Source organism: Micromonospora sp. DT15, assembly GCF_049841475.1.
Taxonomy (GTDB): domain Bacteria; phylum Actinomycetota; class Actinomycetes; order Mycobacteriales; family Micromonosporaceae; genus Micromonospora.
On the sequence record NZ_JBNCKJ010000014.1, the window covers coordinates 185564 to 200555 of the forward strand.

Here is a 14992-nt window from a genome sequence, read left to right on the forward strand (position 1 = left end):
CGGTCAGAGCTGGGCCCGGGCCTCGCCCGGGCTCAGCCGCGCGCCCTCGGCGAGCAGCGCGTCGAAACGTTCCAGCCCGAGTTCGGCCCTCAGGCGTGCGGTCACCCGGTCGGTGTCGTCGCGTTCGGCCGGCGCGGCGGGGGACCGCGTGGCGATCCGGGCGGCGGCCGCGGCGCCCAGCAGCCGGGCGGCGACCTCGGGGGAGCGCACCGCCGCCGCCATCCCCTCCAGCGGGCCGACCGCGTCCCGCATCGTCGCCATCGCCTCGGCGACCTCGAACGCCTCGATGTGCAGGGCCAACGCGGCGTCCGGGTCGCCGCCCTGCTCGACCGCGTAGCCCAGCTCCACCAGCACCATCGGCAGGTAGAGCGCGGATTGGCTCTCTCCCCGGCCCAGGTCGGCGAGGCGGCTGAGGTGGGTGACGGCCAGGTCGAGCTTGCCGTCGCGGCGGGCGGCCAGCCCAAGGCTCATCTGCGCGAAGATCAGCGCGCCGGGCGAGCCCTGCTCCACCGCCAGGTCGTAGGCGCGTTCGGCCAGTTCCCGGCCCTGGGCGTAGTCGCGGGTCTGCACGGCGAGCCAGGCCAGCCAGGACAGCTCGGCGCAGACCTGCGGCCACAGCGCCAACTCCTCGGCCCAGCGCAGCCCCTCCCGGTGCAGCGCGGCGGCGCGCTCGTGCTCGCCACGCATGTCCGCCAGCCCACCCACCCACTCCGTCGCCCGGAGCCGACCCCACCGGTCGCCGAGGTCGGCGAAGAGCGCGGCGCTGCGGGTCGCGGTGCGCTCCAGGGTGGCCTGGTCACCGTTGGCGTGGGCGATGTGCGCCAGGGAGGTGAGCACCGCCGCCTCGGTCCACGGGTCGGTGGCGGCGGTGGGTAGCAGCTCCGAGACCAGGGCCAGGTCGCCGTGTTCGATCACCGCGTTGGCAGCGAACCACGCGGCGTGGCTGTCCGGGTCGGCGGCCACTGCGTCGCGCACGTCGTCCGGTGCGATCACCTCGCCCTGCGACAGGGCGAAGCCGACCCGCCAGGGTGCGGCGCGGGCCTCCTGCTCCGCGTCGCCGGGCACGGCCAGCGCCCGCCGTGCCTCGGTGAGCCGGCCGCGCAGGAACCAGTACCAGCTCAGTGCGACCGCCAGGCGCAGCCCGCCACCGTGCGCCAGCGCCGACCGCAGGTTCGCCAGCTCGGTGTCGAGCAGCGCCAGCCACCGCTGCTGGTCGGCCCCGCGCAGCCCGGGGTCGGCGCGTTCGGCCAGCTCGGTGTAGTAGGAGGCGTGCCGCCTACGTACCTCGTCGGCGTCGCTGAGACGGTCCAGGCAGAACGCGGCCACCGATTCGAGCAGCCGGTAGCGGGGGGCCGCGCCGGAGTCGTCGAGCACCACCAGCGATCGGTCCACCAGCCGGGCGAGGGCGTCCAGGTCGGTTCGGCAGACCTCTTCGGCGGCCTCCGGGGTGCAGCCGTCCGGGAACACCGCCAGTTGGGCGAGCACCACCCGGTCGGACTCGTCCAGGAGGTCCCAGCTCCAACCGATCACCGCGGTGAGCGTCCGCTGCCGGGGTGGCACGTCCCGCTGCGCGGAGGTGAGCAGCCGGAACCGGTCGTCGAGCCGGTCCACCACCCCGCGTACGCCCAGCGCGCGGACCCGGGTCGCGGCCAGCTCCAACGCCAGCGGCAGCCCGTCGAGGCGGCGGCACAGCTGGGCCACCGCCGTCGCGGTCGGCCCGTCGAGGCGGAAACCGCGCTGCTGCGCGGCGGCGCGGGCGACGAACAACCGGGCCGCCGCCGAGCGCCGGACCGCGTCCAGGTCACCGTCGTCGGGCACCGGCAGTGGGGGTACCTCCCAGAGCCGCTCACCGGTCAGCCCGAGTGGCTCCCGGCTGGTGGCCAGAACGCTCACCCCGGGCACGTCGCGCAGCAGTCGGGCGACCAGCTCGGCGACCGGTTCGATGACGTGTTCGCAGTTGTCCAGCACGAGCAGCAACTGCCGGTGCCGCAGGGCCGTGACCAATCGGTCGGCGGGGGACTGGGTTGTTCCGGCGGCCTCGTGTGCGCCCAGAGCGGCGAGGACCTGTTCGGCGACGCGGGCGTCACCGGCCGGGAGCGGCGCCAGCTCGACCAGTCGGACGCCGTCCGGATAGGACGCCGCTCGGGCCGTCTCGGTGGCCAGCCGGGTCTTGCCGACGCCGCCCGGGCCGACCAGCGTGACCAGCCGCTGCCGGGGCAGCAGCGCCCGAAGCTCGGCCAGCGCCTCGTCCCGCCCGATCAACTCGTCGAGCGGGGCTGGCAGGTTGCCCCGGACGATCGAGGCCTTCGGCGGGGCGTTCAGGCCGGCATCCTGTTCGAGGATCCTGCGGTGCAGGGCGACCAGCTCCGGGCCGGGGTCGAGGCCCAGCTCCTCGGCGAGGCGGGCCCGCAGCTCGGCGTAGCTCTCCAACGCCTCGGACTGGCGGCCTGCCGCGTACAACGCGCGTAGCTGCACCGCCCGCAGGCCCTCGCGCAGCGGATGCCTCGCGACCAGCTCAGCCAGGTCAGCGGCCACCAGGTCATGCTCACCCCGGGCCAGCCGGGCCTGCGCCAACCGCTCCTGAACGACGAGGCGCTGCTCGGCGAGGCGGGCCGCCTCGGCCCGCACGAACTCGGCGTCGGCCACGTCGGCGTACGCCTCGCCGCGCCACAAGGCGAGGGCCTCGGTCAGCCGGTCGACGTCGGCGCAGCGGGCCAGCTCGTCGAAGCGGTCGACGTCGACCGCGTCGACCCGCAGCAGGTAGCCGGGTGGCCGGGACTCGACCAGCTCGCGGGCGCCGGGCTCGGCATCGTTGAGCGCCTTGCGCAGCTGCGATATCCGCACCTGGAGGGCCCCGGTCGGATTGGCGGGGGCGTCGTCACCCCACAGGTCGTCGATGAGGCGGTCCGCCGAGACCACCTGGTTGCGGTTGGCCAACAGATCGGCCAGCAACGCCCGCACCTTGGTGCCGGGCACCACCACCGGCTCGCCGACGTCCGTGGTCACGGCGAGCGGCCCGAGCACCCCGAACTGCACGGCGGTCATCCTAGCGCCGGTCAGGCGACCCAAAGGCACACCGCGACGGACGGAAACCACCGACCCGTCCCCGCACAACAGAGGGACCCACCAGCGCCGATCCCCGCCCCGCACCCCGCCCCGCGCCCCCGCACCCCCACTCCGTCGATCATGGACTTGTGGTGGCCGCTTTAGCCGCGAACAACCGTTCTGTGCACCACCACAACTCCATGATCGACGGCGTAGGGGGTTGCCGCCGTCCGGGAGACCCACCCTCCCGCGATCTTGCACTTTCTGCGGTGACATACCTGGCGTAAGCCGCATTGCGGCAGCACAAAGTGCAAGATCGCGTGGGCTGGGGTGCGTGGGCTGGGGTGGGGTGGGGTGGGGTGGGGTGGGGTGGGGATGTTTTGGGGTTGGTTGCTTGGGGCAATCAAGCCGTCGACTATATCTCTCTCTTGAAGGACGGCTTTCCGTGGAAATCTCCGGCTTTTTCGCCGCCATCATCATCGGCCTGGTCATCGGCGCGCTGGGCCGGCTGGTCGTGCCAGGCAAGCAGAACATCCCCATCTGGCTGACACTGCTCATCGGTGTGGTCGCGGCTATCCTCGGCACACTCGTCGCCGGTGCCCTCGGCGTTGACGAGACCAGCGGAATCGACTGGATCGAGCTGATGTTGCAGGTCGCTTTCGCCGCTGTCGGCGTGGCGATCGTCGCCGGTACCCACGGCCGCCGCCGGGTGCGCTGACCTCTCGCACCATCGCACCTCTCGCACCTCTCGCACCATCGCGCCGGCCCGCCCTCCGCAGGAGGGTGGGCCGGCGCTGCATCACCGTTCGAATGGGCCGGCCGGTCGGCGACCCGTCTGCCGTGCGCTGATGAATGCGCCATCGGTGCTGCCTGGGCTGACAAGGAGCCGGCCCGCATCGCATGCCCGAAGTTCGCCTGTCCGTGGTCATGGCGCGCGGCCGGCTCAGGGGGTAGAAACATGTCAACCCTTCGGTGCGACCCCACCGTCGGCCGTAAGACTCAGAGAGCGCTCTCACCGCCCCCAGCTGCGCCGGAAGTACGCCGGCCAGCGGAGAGGACGAACCACGTGACAACCCTGTCCCGACGCGTACGCCGGAGATCCGGTCGTACCCTCCTGCTCGCCCTGGTGTTGACCACCGCCACCACGATGACCAGCACAGTGGCCAGCGCCGGCCGCCCGACGCACGGCGCACCCGACTTCGGTCCGAACGTGACGATCTTCGACCCGTCCATGCCGGTCGGCGAGATCCAGCAGACCCTCGACGCGGCGCACGCCCGGCAGGTCGACAACGAGATGGGCACCGAGCGGCACGCCTACCTGTTCAAGCCCGGCACGTACGGCACGCCCGCGCAGCCGTTGCAGGCCAAGGTCGGCTACTACACCGAGGTGTCCGGCCTGGGCGCCTCGCCCACCGACGTCACCGTCAACGGCAAGCTGGAGGTCTACAACCGCTGCCTCGCCGACGGCGGCACCGGCAACTGCCTCGCGCTGGTCAACTTCTGGCGCACCCTGTCCAACCTCTCGCTCACCATCAACGCGGCCGGCCAGGACGACTGCCGGTCGTCGGCGAACTTCTGGGCGGTCTCCCAGGCGGTGTCGATGCGCCGCCTGAACATCGGTGGCGGCGGTCTGTCGCTGATGGACTACTGCACGGCCGGCCCGCAGTACGCCAGCGGCGGGTTCATCGCCGACTCCCGGCTGCCGGCCACGACGAACGGTTCACAGCAACAGTGGCTGACCCGCAACAGTGAGGTCGGCAGCTGGTCCAACGCGGTGTGGAACCAGGTGTTTGCGGGGGTCGAGGGCGCGCCGGACGACGCCACGTTCCCCGACCCGCCGTACACCACCCTGGAGACCACCCCGCTGAGCCGGGAGAAGCCCTACCTCTTCGTCGACGGCAAGGGTCGCTACCAGGTGCGGGTGCCCGCCGCGCAGCGCGACAGCCGGGGCGTCTCCTGGGCTGACGGCATCACGCCGGGGCGCACCATCGGGATCGGCGACTTCTTCATCGCCAAGCCGTCGGACTCGGTACGCGTCATCAACAGCCAGCTGGCGCGCGGCAAGCACCTGCTGCTCACGCCCGGCACGTACGACATCGCGCGCAGCATCGAGGTTCGGCGTCCGAACACCGTGGTGCTGGGGATCGGGCACGCCACGCTGACCGCCGTGAACGGCGCGATCCCGCTGGACGTGGCCGGTGTTCCCGGGGTGATCGTCGCCGGTGTCACGATCGACGCCGGCCTCGTCGAGTCGCCGGTCCTGCTGCGGGTCGGACGTGAGCACGGCCGCAACGCGAGCAGCCCGCACAACCCGACCACGCTCTCCGACGTGTACTTCCGGGTCGGCGGCCCGCACATCGGGCGGACGAACACCGCGCTGGAGGTCAACAGCGACAACGTTCTCATCGACCACACCTGGGTGTGGCGTGGTGATCACGGCGTCGAGGGCTTCACCGAGGGCGTCAACGGTGACACCGACCGCTGGCGTACCAACACCGGCCGCTACGGGGCCGTCATCAACGGCGACCACGTGACGGCGACGGGCCTCTTCGTCGAGCACTTCCAGCGCTACAACACGGTCTGGAACGGCGAGCACGGCACCACGATCCTCTACCAGAACGAGCTGCCGTACGACCCGCCGACGCAGGCCGACTGGATGAACGGCGCGGTCGAGGGCTGGGCCGGGTACAAGGTCGGTGACCGGGTGCGTCACCACACCCTGTATGGCGGCGGGGTGTACGTGTTCAACCAGAACAACCCGTCGATCCACACCGAGAACGGCTTCGAGGTCCCGAACCGGCCCGGGGTGCGGCTGCACCACATCATGACCGTCAACCTCAGCGCCGGCACGATCGACCATGTGGTCAACGGCGTCGGGGACGCCGCCGACATGACGAAGGTCGGCGCTCCGATCTATCTGACCCAGTACCCGACCTCGTAGCGGGGATCGGGCGTACCGACGGGGCCGGAGCCGGCGATGGCTCCGGCCCCTCTGGGCTGGTTCGTCGGGCCCCCGGCCTGCTGCGGGTGGTTGCCCAGCTCGACTTGCCGTCGACGGCTGGTAGGGAATCTCGCTCACGGTCTTGAATTCCTATCGAGTCGATAGGAAAATGAGCCAATGCCGGATGGTCCGTTCCTCACCTCGCGTCGGGCCGTTGACCTGATGCGGGTCGCCTCCGAGCTCTGTCCGGGTCGCTGACCACCGACCGGCTGGCACCACCCGCACCCTTCCTCTGGCCCCGCTGCCGAATCACGCGCCGCCCCGTGGTCCAACCGGCCCTGGGGCCTTCGCGCGGTCACCGAGGCCCCGTCATGCCTGCTCGCCCCTCAACCGATCCCGCCACGGCCGGATCGGGCCATTCCTGGAGGTACGTCATGACCACTGATCCGTCACCGTCCAGTCCGGAGACCGCCGGAGATTCCCGGCTCGCTTTCAACGAGGACTGGGCGGCTACCATCCTCGGCCTGGCCCTGCTTGCCCTGGTCCTGCTCGGTGCCATCCCCGCCGGGCTGGTGCCCTGATGACCGCCGACGCGACCCGCACCGGGAACGAGCCCGGCACCTCCGCCGACGACGCACCCACCGAGAGCGAGCGCGACACGTCGTCTACCACTGTCGATTCCGTCGAGCCGACAAATGTGGCGCGTGACGAGGCGTTCTGGGCGTGGACAGTGCTCGGCGTGCTGATCGTGGTCGGTCTCGCCGCGCTCACCCGCTATCTGGAGCAGAACGTCCCGGCCTGGGCCGAGGGCACCGCCGTCGAGGACATCGGAGCGGCGATCGAGTACCCGGTGTACGCGATCCTGCTCGGCCTGCTCGGCAACGTCGCTGTCACGCTGCTCGGGTGGCGGGACCGGATCGCCGCCGCGTTCCGGACCGAGTTCTTCATCAAGACCGGTCTGGTGCTGCTCGGGGCGTCGATCAACCTGGCCGTCATCGCCAGCGCCGCCGGCCCGGCGATCGCCCAGGCGATTCTGCTGATCAGTGGGGTGTTCCTGTTCACCTGGTGGTTGGCCGGCAGGTTCGGCCTCGACGACAAGCTGCGGGCGCTGCTCGCGTCGGCGGTGTCGATCTGCGGAGTCAGCGCGGCGATCGCCGCCGCCGGCGCCGTGCGGGCGCGCCGCGAGCAGTTGGCCTACACGGCGAGTCTGGTCATCGTCTTCGCGTTGCCGTCCATCTTCGTCCTGCCCTGGTTGGCCGACGTGTTCGGGCTCTCCGACGCGGTGGCCGGCGCCTGGATCGGTGGCAACATCGACACCACGGCGGCGGTCACCGCTGCGGGAGCGCTCGCCGGTGAGGAGGCGCTCCAGATCGCCAGCATCGTCAAGGTCACCCAGAATGCCCTGATGGGTGTGGTGGCAGTCGCGCTCACCGCGTACTTCACGCTGCGGGTGGAACGGCGGCCCGGCGCGGCCCGACCGGGCCTCGGTGAGCTGTGGACGCGGTTTCCGAAGTTCGTCCTCGGCTTCATCGCGGCCTCGGTCATCGCGACCTGGTACCTCGACGCCGCTGGCGCGGACGGCAAGGCCACCATCGCCATCGTCAACGACCTGCGCGTGTGGTTCCTGATCCTGGCCTTCGTCAGCATCGGCCTGGAGGTCCGGGTCGCGTCGCTGCGGGAGGCGGGTTGGCGACCGGTGGCGGTGTTCGCCAGTGCCACAGTGTTCAACCTGGCGTTGGCGCTCGCCCTGGCGTCCCTGCTGTTCCGGAACTTCTCGGCCTGAGTCAGCCGGTCGCCCCTGCGGACGGTGCTGGGGCCGGAGCCAGCCTGGCTCCGGCCCCAGCGTGGTCAGCGGGGCGGTGTCGTCGAGGTGGTCGGCGCGCGGTGTGACCGACCCGACCGAGCGTGCGAGGTGGGCGTCTTCACCGGGTCGAACGGAAGGTCCTTCCTGGTCCGTACGGGCACCGCCAGGAACGACGACGCCGTTCCGGTGAGCCGCTTGGCGCGGCGCGGGGTGGCTGCCGTGGCGGGGGCGTTCTTCGACGACCGGCTGTGCCGGGCACCCGCCTTGTGCCGGCCGGCGCGCGCCTCGGCTCCCTTGACGCTCACCGGGTTGGGGATCGGCACGGCGTGCGGGCTGGCGGTGCGGCCCGCGCGCCGGTGCCGTGCGCGTCCGCTGCCGGTCTTGAACCCGAGGGCGGGCCGTTCCACCAGATGCCAGGAGAGGACGGCGAACAGGAGGGCACCGAGCAGGCTCAGCACGATGTAGCCGAGCATCCCGAACCGGGCCCCGCCGAGCAGGGCGATCATCTGCTGCACAGGGAAGCTGTAGATGTAGATGCCGTACGTGTAGTCGTGCCGGCGGCTGATCGCGGACAGCCGCTTCGGCAGCGCGACGGCGGCGAAGAGCACCAGGTAGGCGAACGCCGGCAGGCCCACCGCGAAGAACCCGCCCAGCCACAGTGAGCCGGCCAACGCGACGCCGGCCAGCACGGCCAGCTCCCTGGTCATCGGGATCCGGTGCGCGTACAGGCGGGCGGCGGCACCGAGCAGGAACAGGAAGCCGAGCATCAGCGTCCAGTCGGCGGCGAACGCGCCGAGCAGCGGGAACGGCCCGATCGCGCCGTGTTGCGGCGGACGCGAGCTCCAGGTCGGCGCCGTGAAGAAGTCGCGCAGGACCAGGGCGTAACAGACGGCGGTGAGGACGAGCACCGCGCGAGGTGCCCGGTGCAGCACCGAGGTCACCACCAGGATGCCGACGATCCCGTAGAAGGCCAGGTCGTACCGCAGCGTCCACAGTGAACCATCGAACGCGCTCGGCCCGCCGACGATCAGGCCGTACGGGGTGTCGGCCAGCAACCCGGAGATGGGGAACTGCTCCATCGAGGCGAGGAAGTTCGTCGTGACGTAGTCGAAGGGCCCCTCCGGGTGCCCCCAGAACCCGTCGAGGTTGCCGTTCTCGTACAGCGCGGCCAGCGGCGCGAAGACGAACGCGGTGACCAGCAGGCAGGCCCACAACCCGGGGAAGACCCGCAGCAGGCGGGCGCGGACGTACTGGCGCAGCGTGGAGCGCAGCGCGCTGTCGGTGATGAGGAAGCCCGAGATCAGGAAGAATCCGTACAGGCACAGGGTGCCGAGGTCGCTCTGCCGGCCGAAGGTGGCCGCGCCGAGGTTGTGCTGGCCGAAGCCGAGCGGGCCGGCGTGCGCGATGATCACGCCACACGCCATCGCCAGGCGAAGGACGCCGAAGGCGTTGTGCTGGGCGGAGTATCTGCCCTGCAGCGTCGCGGAACGCTGCCCGTTCAACTTCGCCTGCACCTGACGACTCCTCTGATCACTGAATTGTTGGACCGACGGATCGGAGCGCCGCCGATCGATGTGCCAATTATCAGTGGATAGAGAAGGTTTGTCCGGAATTTTGGTTGATTGTCCGAATCAGCCGACGTCAGCTGACGGCGGCGGCGGTGCGGCGACGCTGCACGACCCGACGGGCCGGTACGTTCAGCAGCCCCGCCAGGGCAACGACAGAGCGGTCACTCGCCCGCCCGTCACCGAACGGCGACCCCACGACTGCGGTCCGCCCGCTGGCGAGGTGGCGAAGCCCGGCCGAGAGGAGCCGTTCGGGATCGGTGCCCACCAACTCGCCGCGGCCCGGAGTCAGGGCCTCCGGACGTTCCGTGGTCTCCCTGGTGACCAACAACGGCACCCCCAGGGTGGCGGCCTCCTCCTGGAGCCCACCCGAGTCGGTGACGACCAGGTCGGCCGCCCGCAGCAGCCCGACCATCTGTGGATACGGCAGTGGTGGCGTGACCCGTGCGTTGGTCACGCCCGCGAGGCCCGCGGTGACCTCCGCGCTGAGCTGCGGGTTCGGATGGGCGACCATCACGATCTGGGTGTCGGGGCACGCCTGCGCCAGGCGACGGAGTCCGTCCACTGTGGCCGTCACTCCGTGGCCCCAGTTCTCCCGTCGGTGCACGGTGGCCACGACGAGCTTGCGGGCCGGGTCGACCCAGTCCGGTGCCTGGGCCATGCCGCGCTCGACCAGGTCGTGCAGAGCGTCCACGACGGTGTTGCCGGTCACCACGATCGCGCTGGAGCGAATGCCCTCGCCGATGAGGTTCGCCCGAGCCGCCTGTGTTGGTGCCAGGTGCAGCGCGGCGATACGGGCGAGCATGGCCCGGTTGGCCTCCTCCGGGAACGGCCGGTCCAGGTCGTTGGTCCGCAGTCCGGCCTCCAGGTGGACGACCGGGACGTGCCGCCAGAACGCGGCAGTTCCGCCGGCCAGGGCGGTCGTGGTGTCCCCTTGCACCACGACCGCCGCTGGACGGTGGTGTGTGAGCAGCTCGTCGATGCCCGTGATCAGTGCCGCCGCCAGTTCGGCGAGCGAGCCGGTACGCCGTTGCGGGCGCAGACTCACCTCCGGGCGGAGACCGAACGGGGCGAGTGCCTCGGCGACGCGTCCCGGCTGTTGACCGGTATCCGCCACCCGTACCGTGAACCTCGGATCATCGAGGAGTCGGTGGATCAGAGGCGCGGTCTTCACTCCTTCCGGCCTGGTGCCGGCGAGGATCAGGACCTCTCGCGGTGTCGAGCTGCTCGCACACATGTCGGTGTCAGCTCCTGGCAGCCGCGCGGCGACGCCGGTAGAGCGAGAACCCGCCGGTGGTGCCGGCCACGAGTGCGCCGAGACCGAGCGCGAGCGGTGCCCCGGCGAGCGGGATCACCGGAATGGGCGGAGCGACCGCGTTGGCGCCACAGCTCGACGTGCCGATGCTGACCCCGGCCAGCGCTCCACCGAGCGCCGTCAGGTTCAGCGCATTGACGGTGAGCTGACCGACGCCCGAGGTGGACTGGCCGTTGAGGGTCAGGTCGATCAGACCCGGGATGCTCAGCCCGGTGTTCGGCGCCGGGTTGACCGGAAGGTTGAGCAGCGTCGTCTCGACACCCAGCAGCGTCGAGACGATCCGGGCGTTGACCAGGGACGCGGTGCCGGTCGCCGACGGGCTGCTGGTGGCGGTGCACGACGAGTAGATGGCGTCGGCGACGAGCGAGATCGTGGCGAGGCCACTGGTACCGAGGGTCAGCGTCACCGCCGCGCCGGGCGTGACGAGGCACGACCCGCCGGGACCGATGGTGATCGAGCCGCCGGTGCCGAGCACACCGGCGCAGGCCGCCGAGGTGCCGTCGTTGAAGGCCCGGACGTTCTGGGCGAGCACCCCGGCGGTGATGACTGTCTGCGCGCCGAGAACGGCCAGTGGGGGATTCTGGTTACCGGAGATCGACTCGGTGGTGCCGTCGTTGGTGGCCGACGCCGTGCCGGAGCTGGCGAGGCCACCACCGAGCAGGCTGATCTGAAGCGCCGAGGCGGAGGATTGGGAGGTGTCGGCCATCGCCGGAGAGGCCGCCAGGACGACCATGGCGAGACCACCGGCCAGCACCGCGGCGGTGCGGGCGAGACCGGATCTAACTCGTGGCATAGATGTCTACTTTCTGATGTGGGCGATTGCGGGGCGGTCTGTGGTGGGGGTGGTGGTGAGGTGTTCGAGGTGGCTCAGGTGCCGGGGCGGTCGGATCGACCGTGGCCCGTCGTTGCGGCCCGACCGGCGTGCCGGTTGGGCCCGGCGCGGCTGGGCCGGCACGGCGGCCCGGCCCACGGCCGTCTGGCCGACGGCCACTCGACCCACGGCCCGAGCCGGGGCCGGCTGCGGATCGGAGGCGCGGGCGGTCTTCTGCCAGTCCGTGCGGGCCGTCACCATGCGGGCGAAGGCCAGCCAGACCGCCACTGACTGGGCGTAGCTGTACAGCCAGTGGCAGGCGCCGAGCAGCAGGGCCTTGGGAATCGACAGCTGCGGCTCACAACGGATCCGGTAGACGATGCCCCACAGGGCGAAGGGTCCGATGCCGAAGACGAGCACCAACGGGGGTACGCCCCAGCCGCCACTGCTCCACCAGCCGCGCAGTCCACCCATCGTGTTGTCGATGTAGTAGGACATCACCACCAGGCAGGCGATGTAGATCGGCGTGCCGAGCAGTTGGGTCCACGGCGCGGCCAGGAAGTGGGCGATCTCCAGGGTGGCCGAGTTGCGGATTCGTGGCGAGCGCAGCACCCTGCCGAGGTAGCGGCCACACTGCATCGACCCCTGGGCCCAGCGGGTGCGTTGCCGCACCAGCGGGCGGATCCGGGTCAGCGCCTCCTGGGCCACCCAGCTCTCCGGGCAGTACTCGGTACGACCCCCGGCCAGCAGGATGTGCAGGCCCAGCTCGAAGTCCTCCAGGAGGGCGCCGTGCCACGGTGTGCCGTGCTGGTCGGCGATCTCGTTGAGCAGGGACAGTCGGGTGAACTGCCCGTTGCCGCCCATCGCCACGCTGCCGGTGCGTCGCCGTAGCGACTGCATGGCGGCGATCGGGGCGCGGAACTCCATGTCCTGGAGCCGGATCAGCAGCCGTCCCCAGCGACTGACCTCGGTCGGCTCTGCGTACCGGCGCGGCGCGCACTGGAGCATCCGCACCTCCACCTGGACCGCCCCGACCTGCGCCGAGCCGAAGTACTGACGGCCGGAGAGGGCCACCGGACCCTGGGGGTCGAGTCGGCTGTCCGCGTCCAGGACCCCGACGATCACCCGACTGCGGTCCGCGTTGGCGGGCAACGACTGATCGATGCGTCGCCAGGCGGCGTTGAGCGCGGCGCCCTTGCCCTGTCGCGCGTCCGGTAGCTGACGCTGGATCACGTGCACCCGCGGTTGGTCGGTGAAGGCCGCCAGTTCGGCCAGCGTGCCGTCGTCGGACGCGTCGTCGACGCACCAGACGGTCGCCTGCGGGAAGTCGCAGAGCAGACGCCGCACGGTGTCGCCGATGACCGACGCCTCGTTGCGGCACGGCACGATGATGTGCCAGTCGAAGCCGTCCGGGCTGCCGCCCCGACTACGTCCGCTCTTCAGGTGGAACACCAGGATGCTCAGCACGTACGCGCAGAAGCTGACGCACAGCAGGAACGCCGCGGTGTTGAGCAGGGCGAGCGACTGCGTCTCAGTGGACACCGGCGACCGTCCCGGAGATCCGCTTGGTCCGGCTGACCAGGACCACGAAGAGGATCGTGACGGCGATCAGACCGGCGGTCGTGATCACCGAGCCGATCAGCACGTGGCTGCGTTCGTAGCCCAGTTTGAAGCCCCAGGTCTGCATCGAGACCACCACCGCGCCGAGTCGGATCTGGTTCACCGTGACCAGCAGCGCGACGGCCATCGCCAGGGCGTTGAGTCCACGCGTCAGGGAGATGCGGCGGAACCCGATCAACGTCGACGCGAGCACGATCGGCGGGATCAGCAACATCGCGACCGAGCAGCCGCTGGAGACCATGAAGCCGACCCAGCGCTCGTCCAGTGGGAAGATCACGGCCGCGCCGATGGATTTGGTGTCCGCCAACCCGACGGCGTTGACGAGATGGGCGTTCAGCCACGCCTCCGCGCTGGCGATGTCGTGCCACCGCCAGAGCATGGCGACGGCGGCGGCGACTCCGATCAGGCCACCTGCGCTGGCGCGCAGCCACGACCCGCGTCGGGAACCTGTCATCGCTCGCGGCCCAACATGGCGACGAGCCACAGTGCCATACCCAGCACTACCAGCCCGACGCCGACCAGCAACCAGGACTGAACGGCAACCCCGGTGGCGGCAAGGCCACCTCCGATGTGTGGCCCCTTGGTAGGTACTCCGTACATGCCAACTCCCTCGCTAACTCGAAGGCCAGAATGGCATTGCAAAACCGGGCAAACGGGATAAAGCGGCATAGAGACCCTAAAGAGTGATTAAATGCTTCACGAGTGCGGCAGGCACGTGTCCCGAGCGGCTGCATCCCTTGCCACACAACAGGTTCAGCGTCCCGATAGTTCGTGCAGAGGTGGTCAACATGGTGACCGGTATCCCCGGACGCACGGCCACGCCGGCGCCGTCGAGGTGGCGGGCGATGGCCGGGTGGAAGAAGGCGGGCCTCGCCCTGCTCCTGATGTTCGGCGTGCTCTGCGCGGGCCTCGTCACCGTCGGCTTCGGTTTGAAGCACCGGTACGAGGGCCGGGTCCAGCGCGAGGACATCCTCGGCCAGGGCACCCACGACGACCGCCGGTGGGAGTCGGGGCCGCTCAATCTGCTGCTGCTCGGGTCGGACTCCCGCGACGGCGAGCCGGACCAGGCCCTCTACCCCGGGCAGCGGTCGGACACCATCATGCTGGTGCACGTCAACGCCGCGCGAGAGGCGGCCACCGTCGTCTCCATCCCCCGGGACAGTTACGTCGACGTGCCCGCGGCGGGGCAGGCCTGGGCCGGCGGCCCCAACAAGATCAATGCCGCGTTCGCGTTCGGCGGGGCCGCCCTGGCCGCCGAGACGGTCGCCAAGCTCACCGGGCTACCACTCGACGGCGTGCTGGTGGCCAACTTCGCCGCCGTCCGCAAGCTGGTGGACGCGGTGGAGGGGATCAACGTGTGCCTGCCGTACACCGTCAAGTCCTCGGACACCGGCACCACCTGGCCCGCGGGCTGCCACGACCTGGACGGCAAGGCGGCCGACGACCTGATGCGGCAGCGGCACGGCGTGCCCGGCGGAGACTTCGGCCGCATCCACGACCAACAGCTCGTGGTACGCGCCCTGGCCGAACGGGTCACCGCGACAGATCTGCTCACCAGCCCGACCCGCCTCGACCGGGTGCTCACCACCGCTGCCGAATCGCTTGTCGTCGACCGCGACCTGAACCTCACCGACCTCGCCCTCGTGCTGCGCAAGGTGAAGCCGGAGACCGTCCAGTTCGTCACCGTCCCGTTCAGTGACGCGAACCTGCAGACCCCGGCCGGGTCCGCGGTGCGGCTGGACGAGGCCCGGGCCCCGGCGCTCTTCGCCGCACTGCGCGAGGACCGGGTGGCGCAGTGGGTCGCGGCCAACCCGCAGGCGCCGCCGGTCAACTGAGCACGAGGAAAAGTCGGCGGGTGAGAGGTCCCCAGGACCCCCACCCGCCGACTTCT

The 14992-nt window shown here is 70.8% G+C and carries 13 protein-coding genes; 6 read left to right on the forward strand and 7 right to left on the reverse strand.

Annotated elements, in window-relative coordinates; translation table 11 throughout:
• Positions 1 to 3: 3 nt before the first annotated feature.
• Positions 4 to 3045, reverse strand: a complete 3042-nt coding sequence (locus tag ACLQ3F_RS27660) for a BTAD domain-containing putative transcriptional regulator (RefSeq protein ID WP_425852357.1) — start codon at positions 3043 to 3045, stop codon at positions 4 to 6.
• Between the two features lie 445 nt (positions 3046 to 3490).
• Between ACLQ3F_RS27660 and ACLQ3F_RS27665 the strand changes: the two genes are divergently transcribed.
• The 5 genes from ACLQ3F_RS27665 (at position 3491) to ACLQ3F_RS27685 (ending at position 7769) form a co-directional block, all read left to right on the forward strand.
• Positions 3491 to 3763 (forward strand): GlsB/YeaQ/YmgE family stress response membrane protein, encoded by a 273-nt coding sequence (locus ACLQ3F_RS27665; RefSeq protein ID WP_355006636.1) that lies wholly within the window; start codon positions 3491 to 3493, stop codon positions 3761 to 3763.
• A 429-nt stretch (positions 3764 to 4192) separates the two neighbouring features.
• A complete protein-coding gene (locus tag ACLQ3F_RS27670; protein WP_425852395.1) occupies positions 4193 to 5986 on the forward strand; it encodes an adenylyl cyclase in 1794 nt (597 codons plus the stop codon).
• A gap of 177 nt (positions 5987 to 6163) precedes the next feature.
• Complete coding sequence (locus tag ACLQ3F_RS27675) at positions 6164 to 6244, forward strand: putative leader peptide (protein ID WP_355006783.1); 81 nt, start codon at positions 6164 to 6166, stop codon at positions 6242 to 6244.
• A 176-nt stretch (positions 6245 to 6420) separates the two neighbouring features.
• On the forward strand, positions 6421 to 6567 hold the full coding sequence (locus ACLQ3F_RS27680) for a hypothetical protein (protein ID WP_425852359.1): 147 nt from the start codon (positions 6421 to 6423) through the stop codon (positions 6565 to 6567).
• Entirely contained in the window at positions 6567 to 7769 is a 1203-nt protein-coding gene (locus tag ACLQ3F_RS27685) for a YeiH family protein (protein WP_425852361.1), read from the forward strand. The genes ACLQ3F_RS27680 and ACLQ3F_RS27685 overlap by 1 nt, the downstream gene beginning before the upstream one ends.
• A 65-nt stretch (positions 7770 to 7834) precedes the next feature.
• On the opposite strand, the gene ACLQ3F_RS27690 is transcribed toward ACLQ3F_RS27685, so the two are convergent.
• From ACLQ3F_RS27690 to ACLQ3F_RS27715, 6 genes are all read right to left on the reverse strand, one after another.
• On the reverse strand, positions 7835 to 9304 hold the full coding sequence (locus ACLQ3F_RS27690; protein WP_425852363.1) for an acyltransferase family protein: 1470 nt from the start codon (positions 9302 to 9304) through the stop codon (positions 7835 to 7837).
• A gap of 127 nt (positions 9305 to 9431) precedes the next feature.
• Entirely contained in the window at positions 9432 to 10592 is a 1161-nt protein-coding gene (gene wecB / locus ACLQ3F_RS27695) for a non-hydrolyzing UDP-N-acetylglucosamine 2-epimerase (RefSeq protein ID WP_425852364.1), read from the reverse strand.
• 7 nt (positions 10593 to 10599) lie between these two features.
• Positions 10600 to 11463 carry a choice-of-anchor P family protein gene (locus tag ACLQ3F_RS27700; protein ID WP_357258485.1) on the reverse strand — a complete coding sequence of 288 codons (864 nt, stop codon included), beginning with the start codon at positions 11461 to 11463 and terminating at the stop codon, positions 10600 to 10602.
• Positions 11464 to 11469: 6 nt separating this feature from the next.
• The gene (locus ACLQ3F_RS27705; RefSeq protein WP_357207248.1) at positions 11470 to 13023 is read right to left on the reverse strand and encodes a glycosyltransferase family 2 protein; all 1554 of its coding nucleotides are present in this window, start codon (positions 13021 to 13023) and stop codon (positions 11470 to 11472) included.
• Positions 13013 to 13555 (reverse strand): hypothetical protein, encoded by a 543-nt coding sequence (locus ACLQ3F_RS27710; protein ID WP_355006645.1) that lies wholly within the window; start codon positions 13553 to 13555, stop codon positions 13013 to 13015. Before ACLQ3F_RS27710 ends, ACLQ3F_RS27705 begins: the two co-directional genes overlap by 11 nt.
• On the reverse strand, positions 13552 to 13701 hold the full coding sequence (locus ACLQ3F_RS27715) for a peptidase (protein ID WP_357207250.1): 150 nt from the start codon (positions 13699 to 13701) through the stop codon (positions 13552 to 13554). Before ACLQ3F_RS27715 ends, ACLQ3F_RS27710 begins: the two co-directional genes overlap by 4 nt.
• Before the next feature lie 188 nt (positions 13702 to 13889).
• On the opposite strand from ACLQ3F_RS27715, the gene ACLQ3F_RS27720 reads away from it, so the two are divergent.
• Positions 13890 to 14936 (forward strand): LCP family protein, encoded by a 1047-nt coding sequence (locus tag ACLQ3F_RS27720; protein WP_425852367.1) that lies wholly within the window; start codon positions 13890 to 13892, stop codon positions 14934 to 14936.
• The last annotated feature ends 56 nt before the right edge of the window (positions 14937 to 14992 follow it).

Coding starts and splice junctions, on each gene's coding strand:
- ACLQ3F_RS27685 (WP_425852361.1), top strand. CDS start 6,567: ATGACCGCCGACGCGACCCGCACCGGGAACGAGCCCGGCACCTCCGCC.
- ACLQ3F_RS27680 (WP_425852359.1), top strand. CDS start 6,421: ATGACCACTGATCCGTCACCGTCCAGTCCGGAGACCGCCGGAGATTCC.
- wecB (WP_425852364.1), bottom strand. CDS start 10,592: ATGTGTGCGAGCAGCTCGACACCGCGAGAGGTCCTGATCCTCGCCGGC.
- ACLQ3F_RS27710 (WP_355006645.1), bottom strand. CDS start 13,555: ATGACAGGTTCCCGACGCGGGTCGTGGCTGCGCGCCAGCGCAGGTGGC.
- ACLQ3F_RS27660 (WP_425852357.1), bottom strand. CDS start 3,045: ATGACCGCCGTGCAGTTCGGGGTGCTCGGGCCGCTCGCCGTGACCACG.
- ACLQ3F_RS27670 (WP_425852395.1), top strand. CDS start 4,193: ATGACCAGCACAGTGGCCAGCGCCGGCCGCCCGACGCACGGCGCACCC.
- ACLQ3F_RS27715 (WP_357207250.1), bottom strand. CDS start 13,701: ATGTACGGAGTACCTACCAAGGGGCCACACATCGGAGGTGGCCTTGCC.
- ACLQ3F_RS27720 (WP_425852367.1), top strand. CDS start 13,890: ATGGTGACCGGTATCCCCGGACGCACGGCCACGCCGGCGCCGTCGAGG.
- ACLQ3F_RS27675 (WP_355006783.1), top strand. CDS start 6,164: ATGCCGGATGGTCCGTTCCTCACCTCGCGTCGGGCCGTTGACCTGATG.
- ACLQ3F_RS27700 (WP_357258485.1), bottom strand. CDS start 11,463: ATGCCACGAGTTAGATCCGGTCTCGCCCGCACCGCCGCGGTGCTGGCC.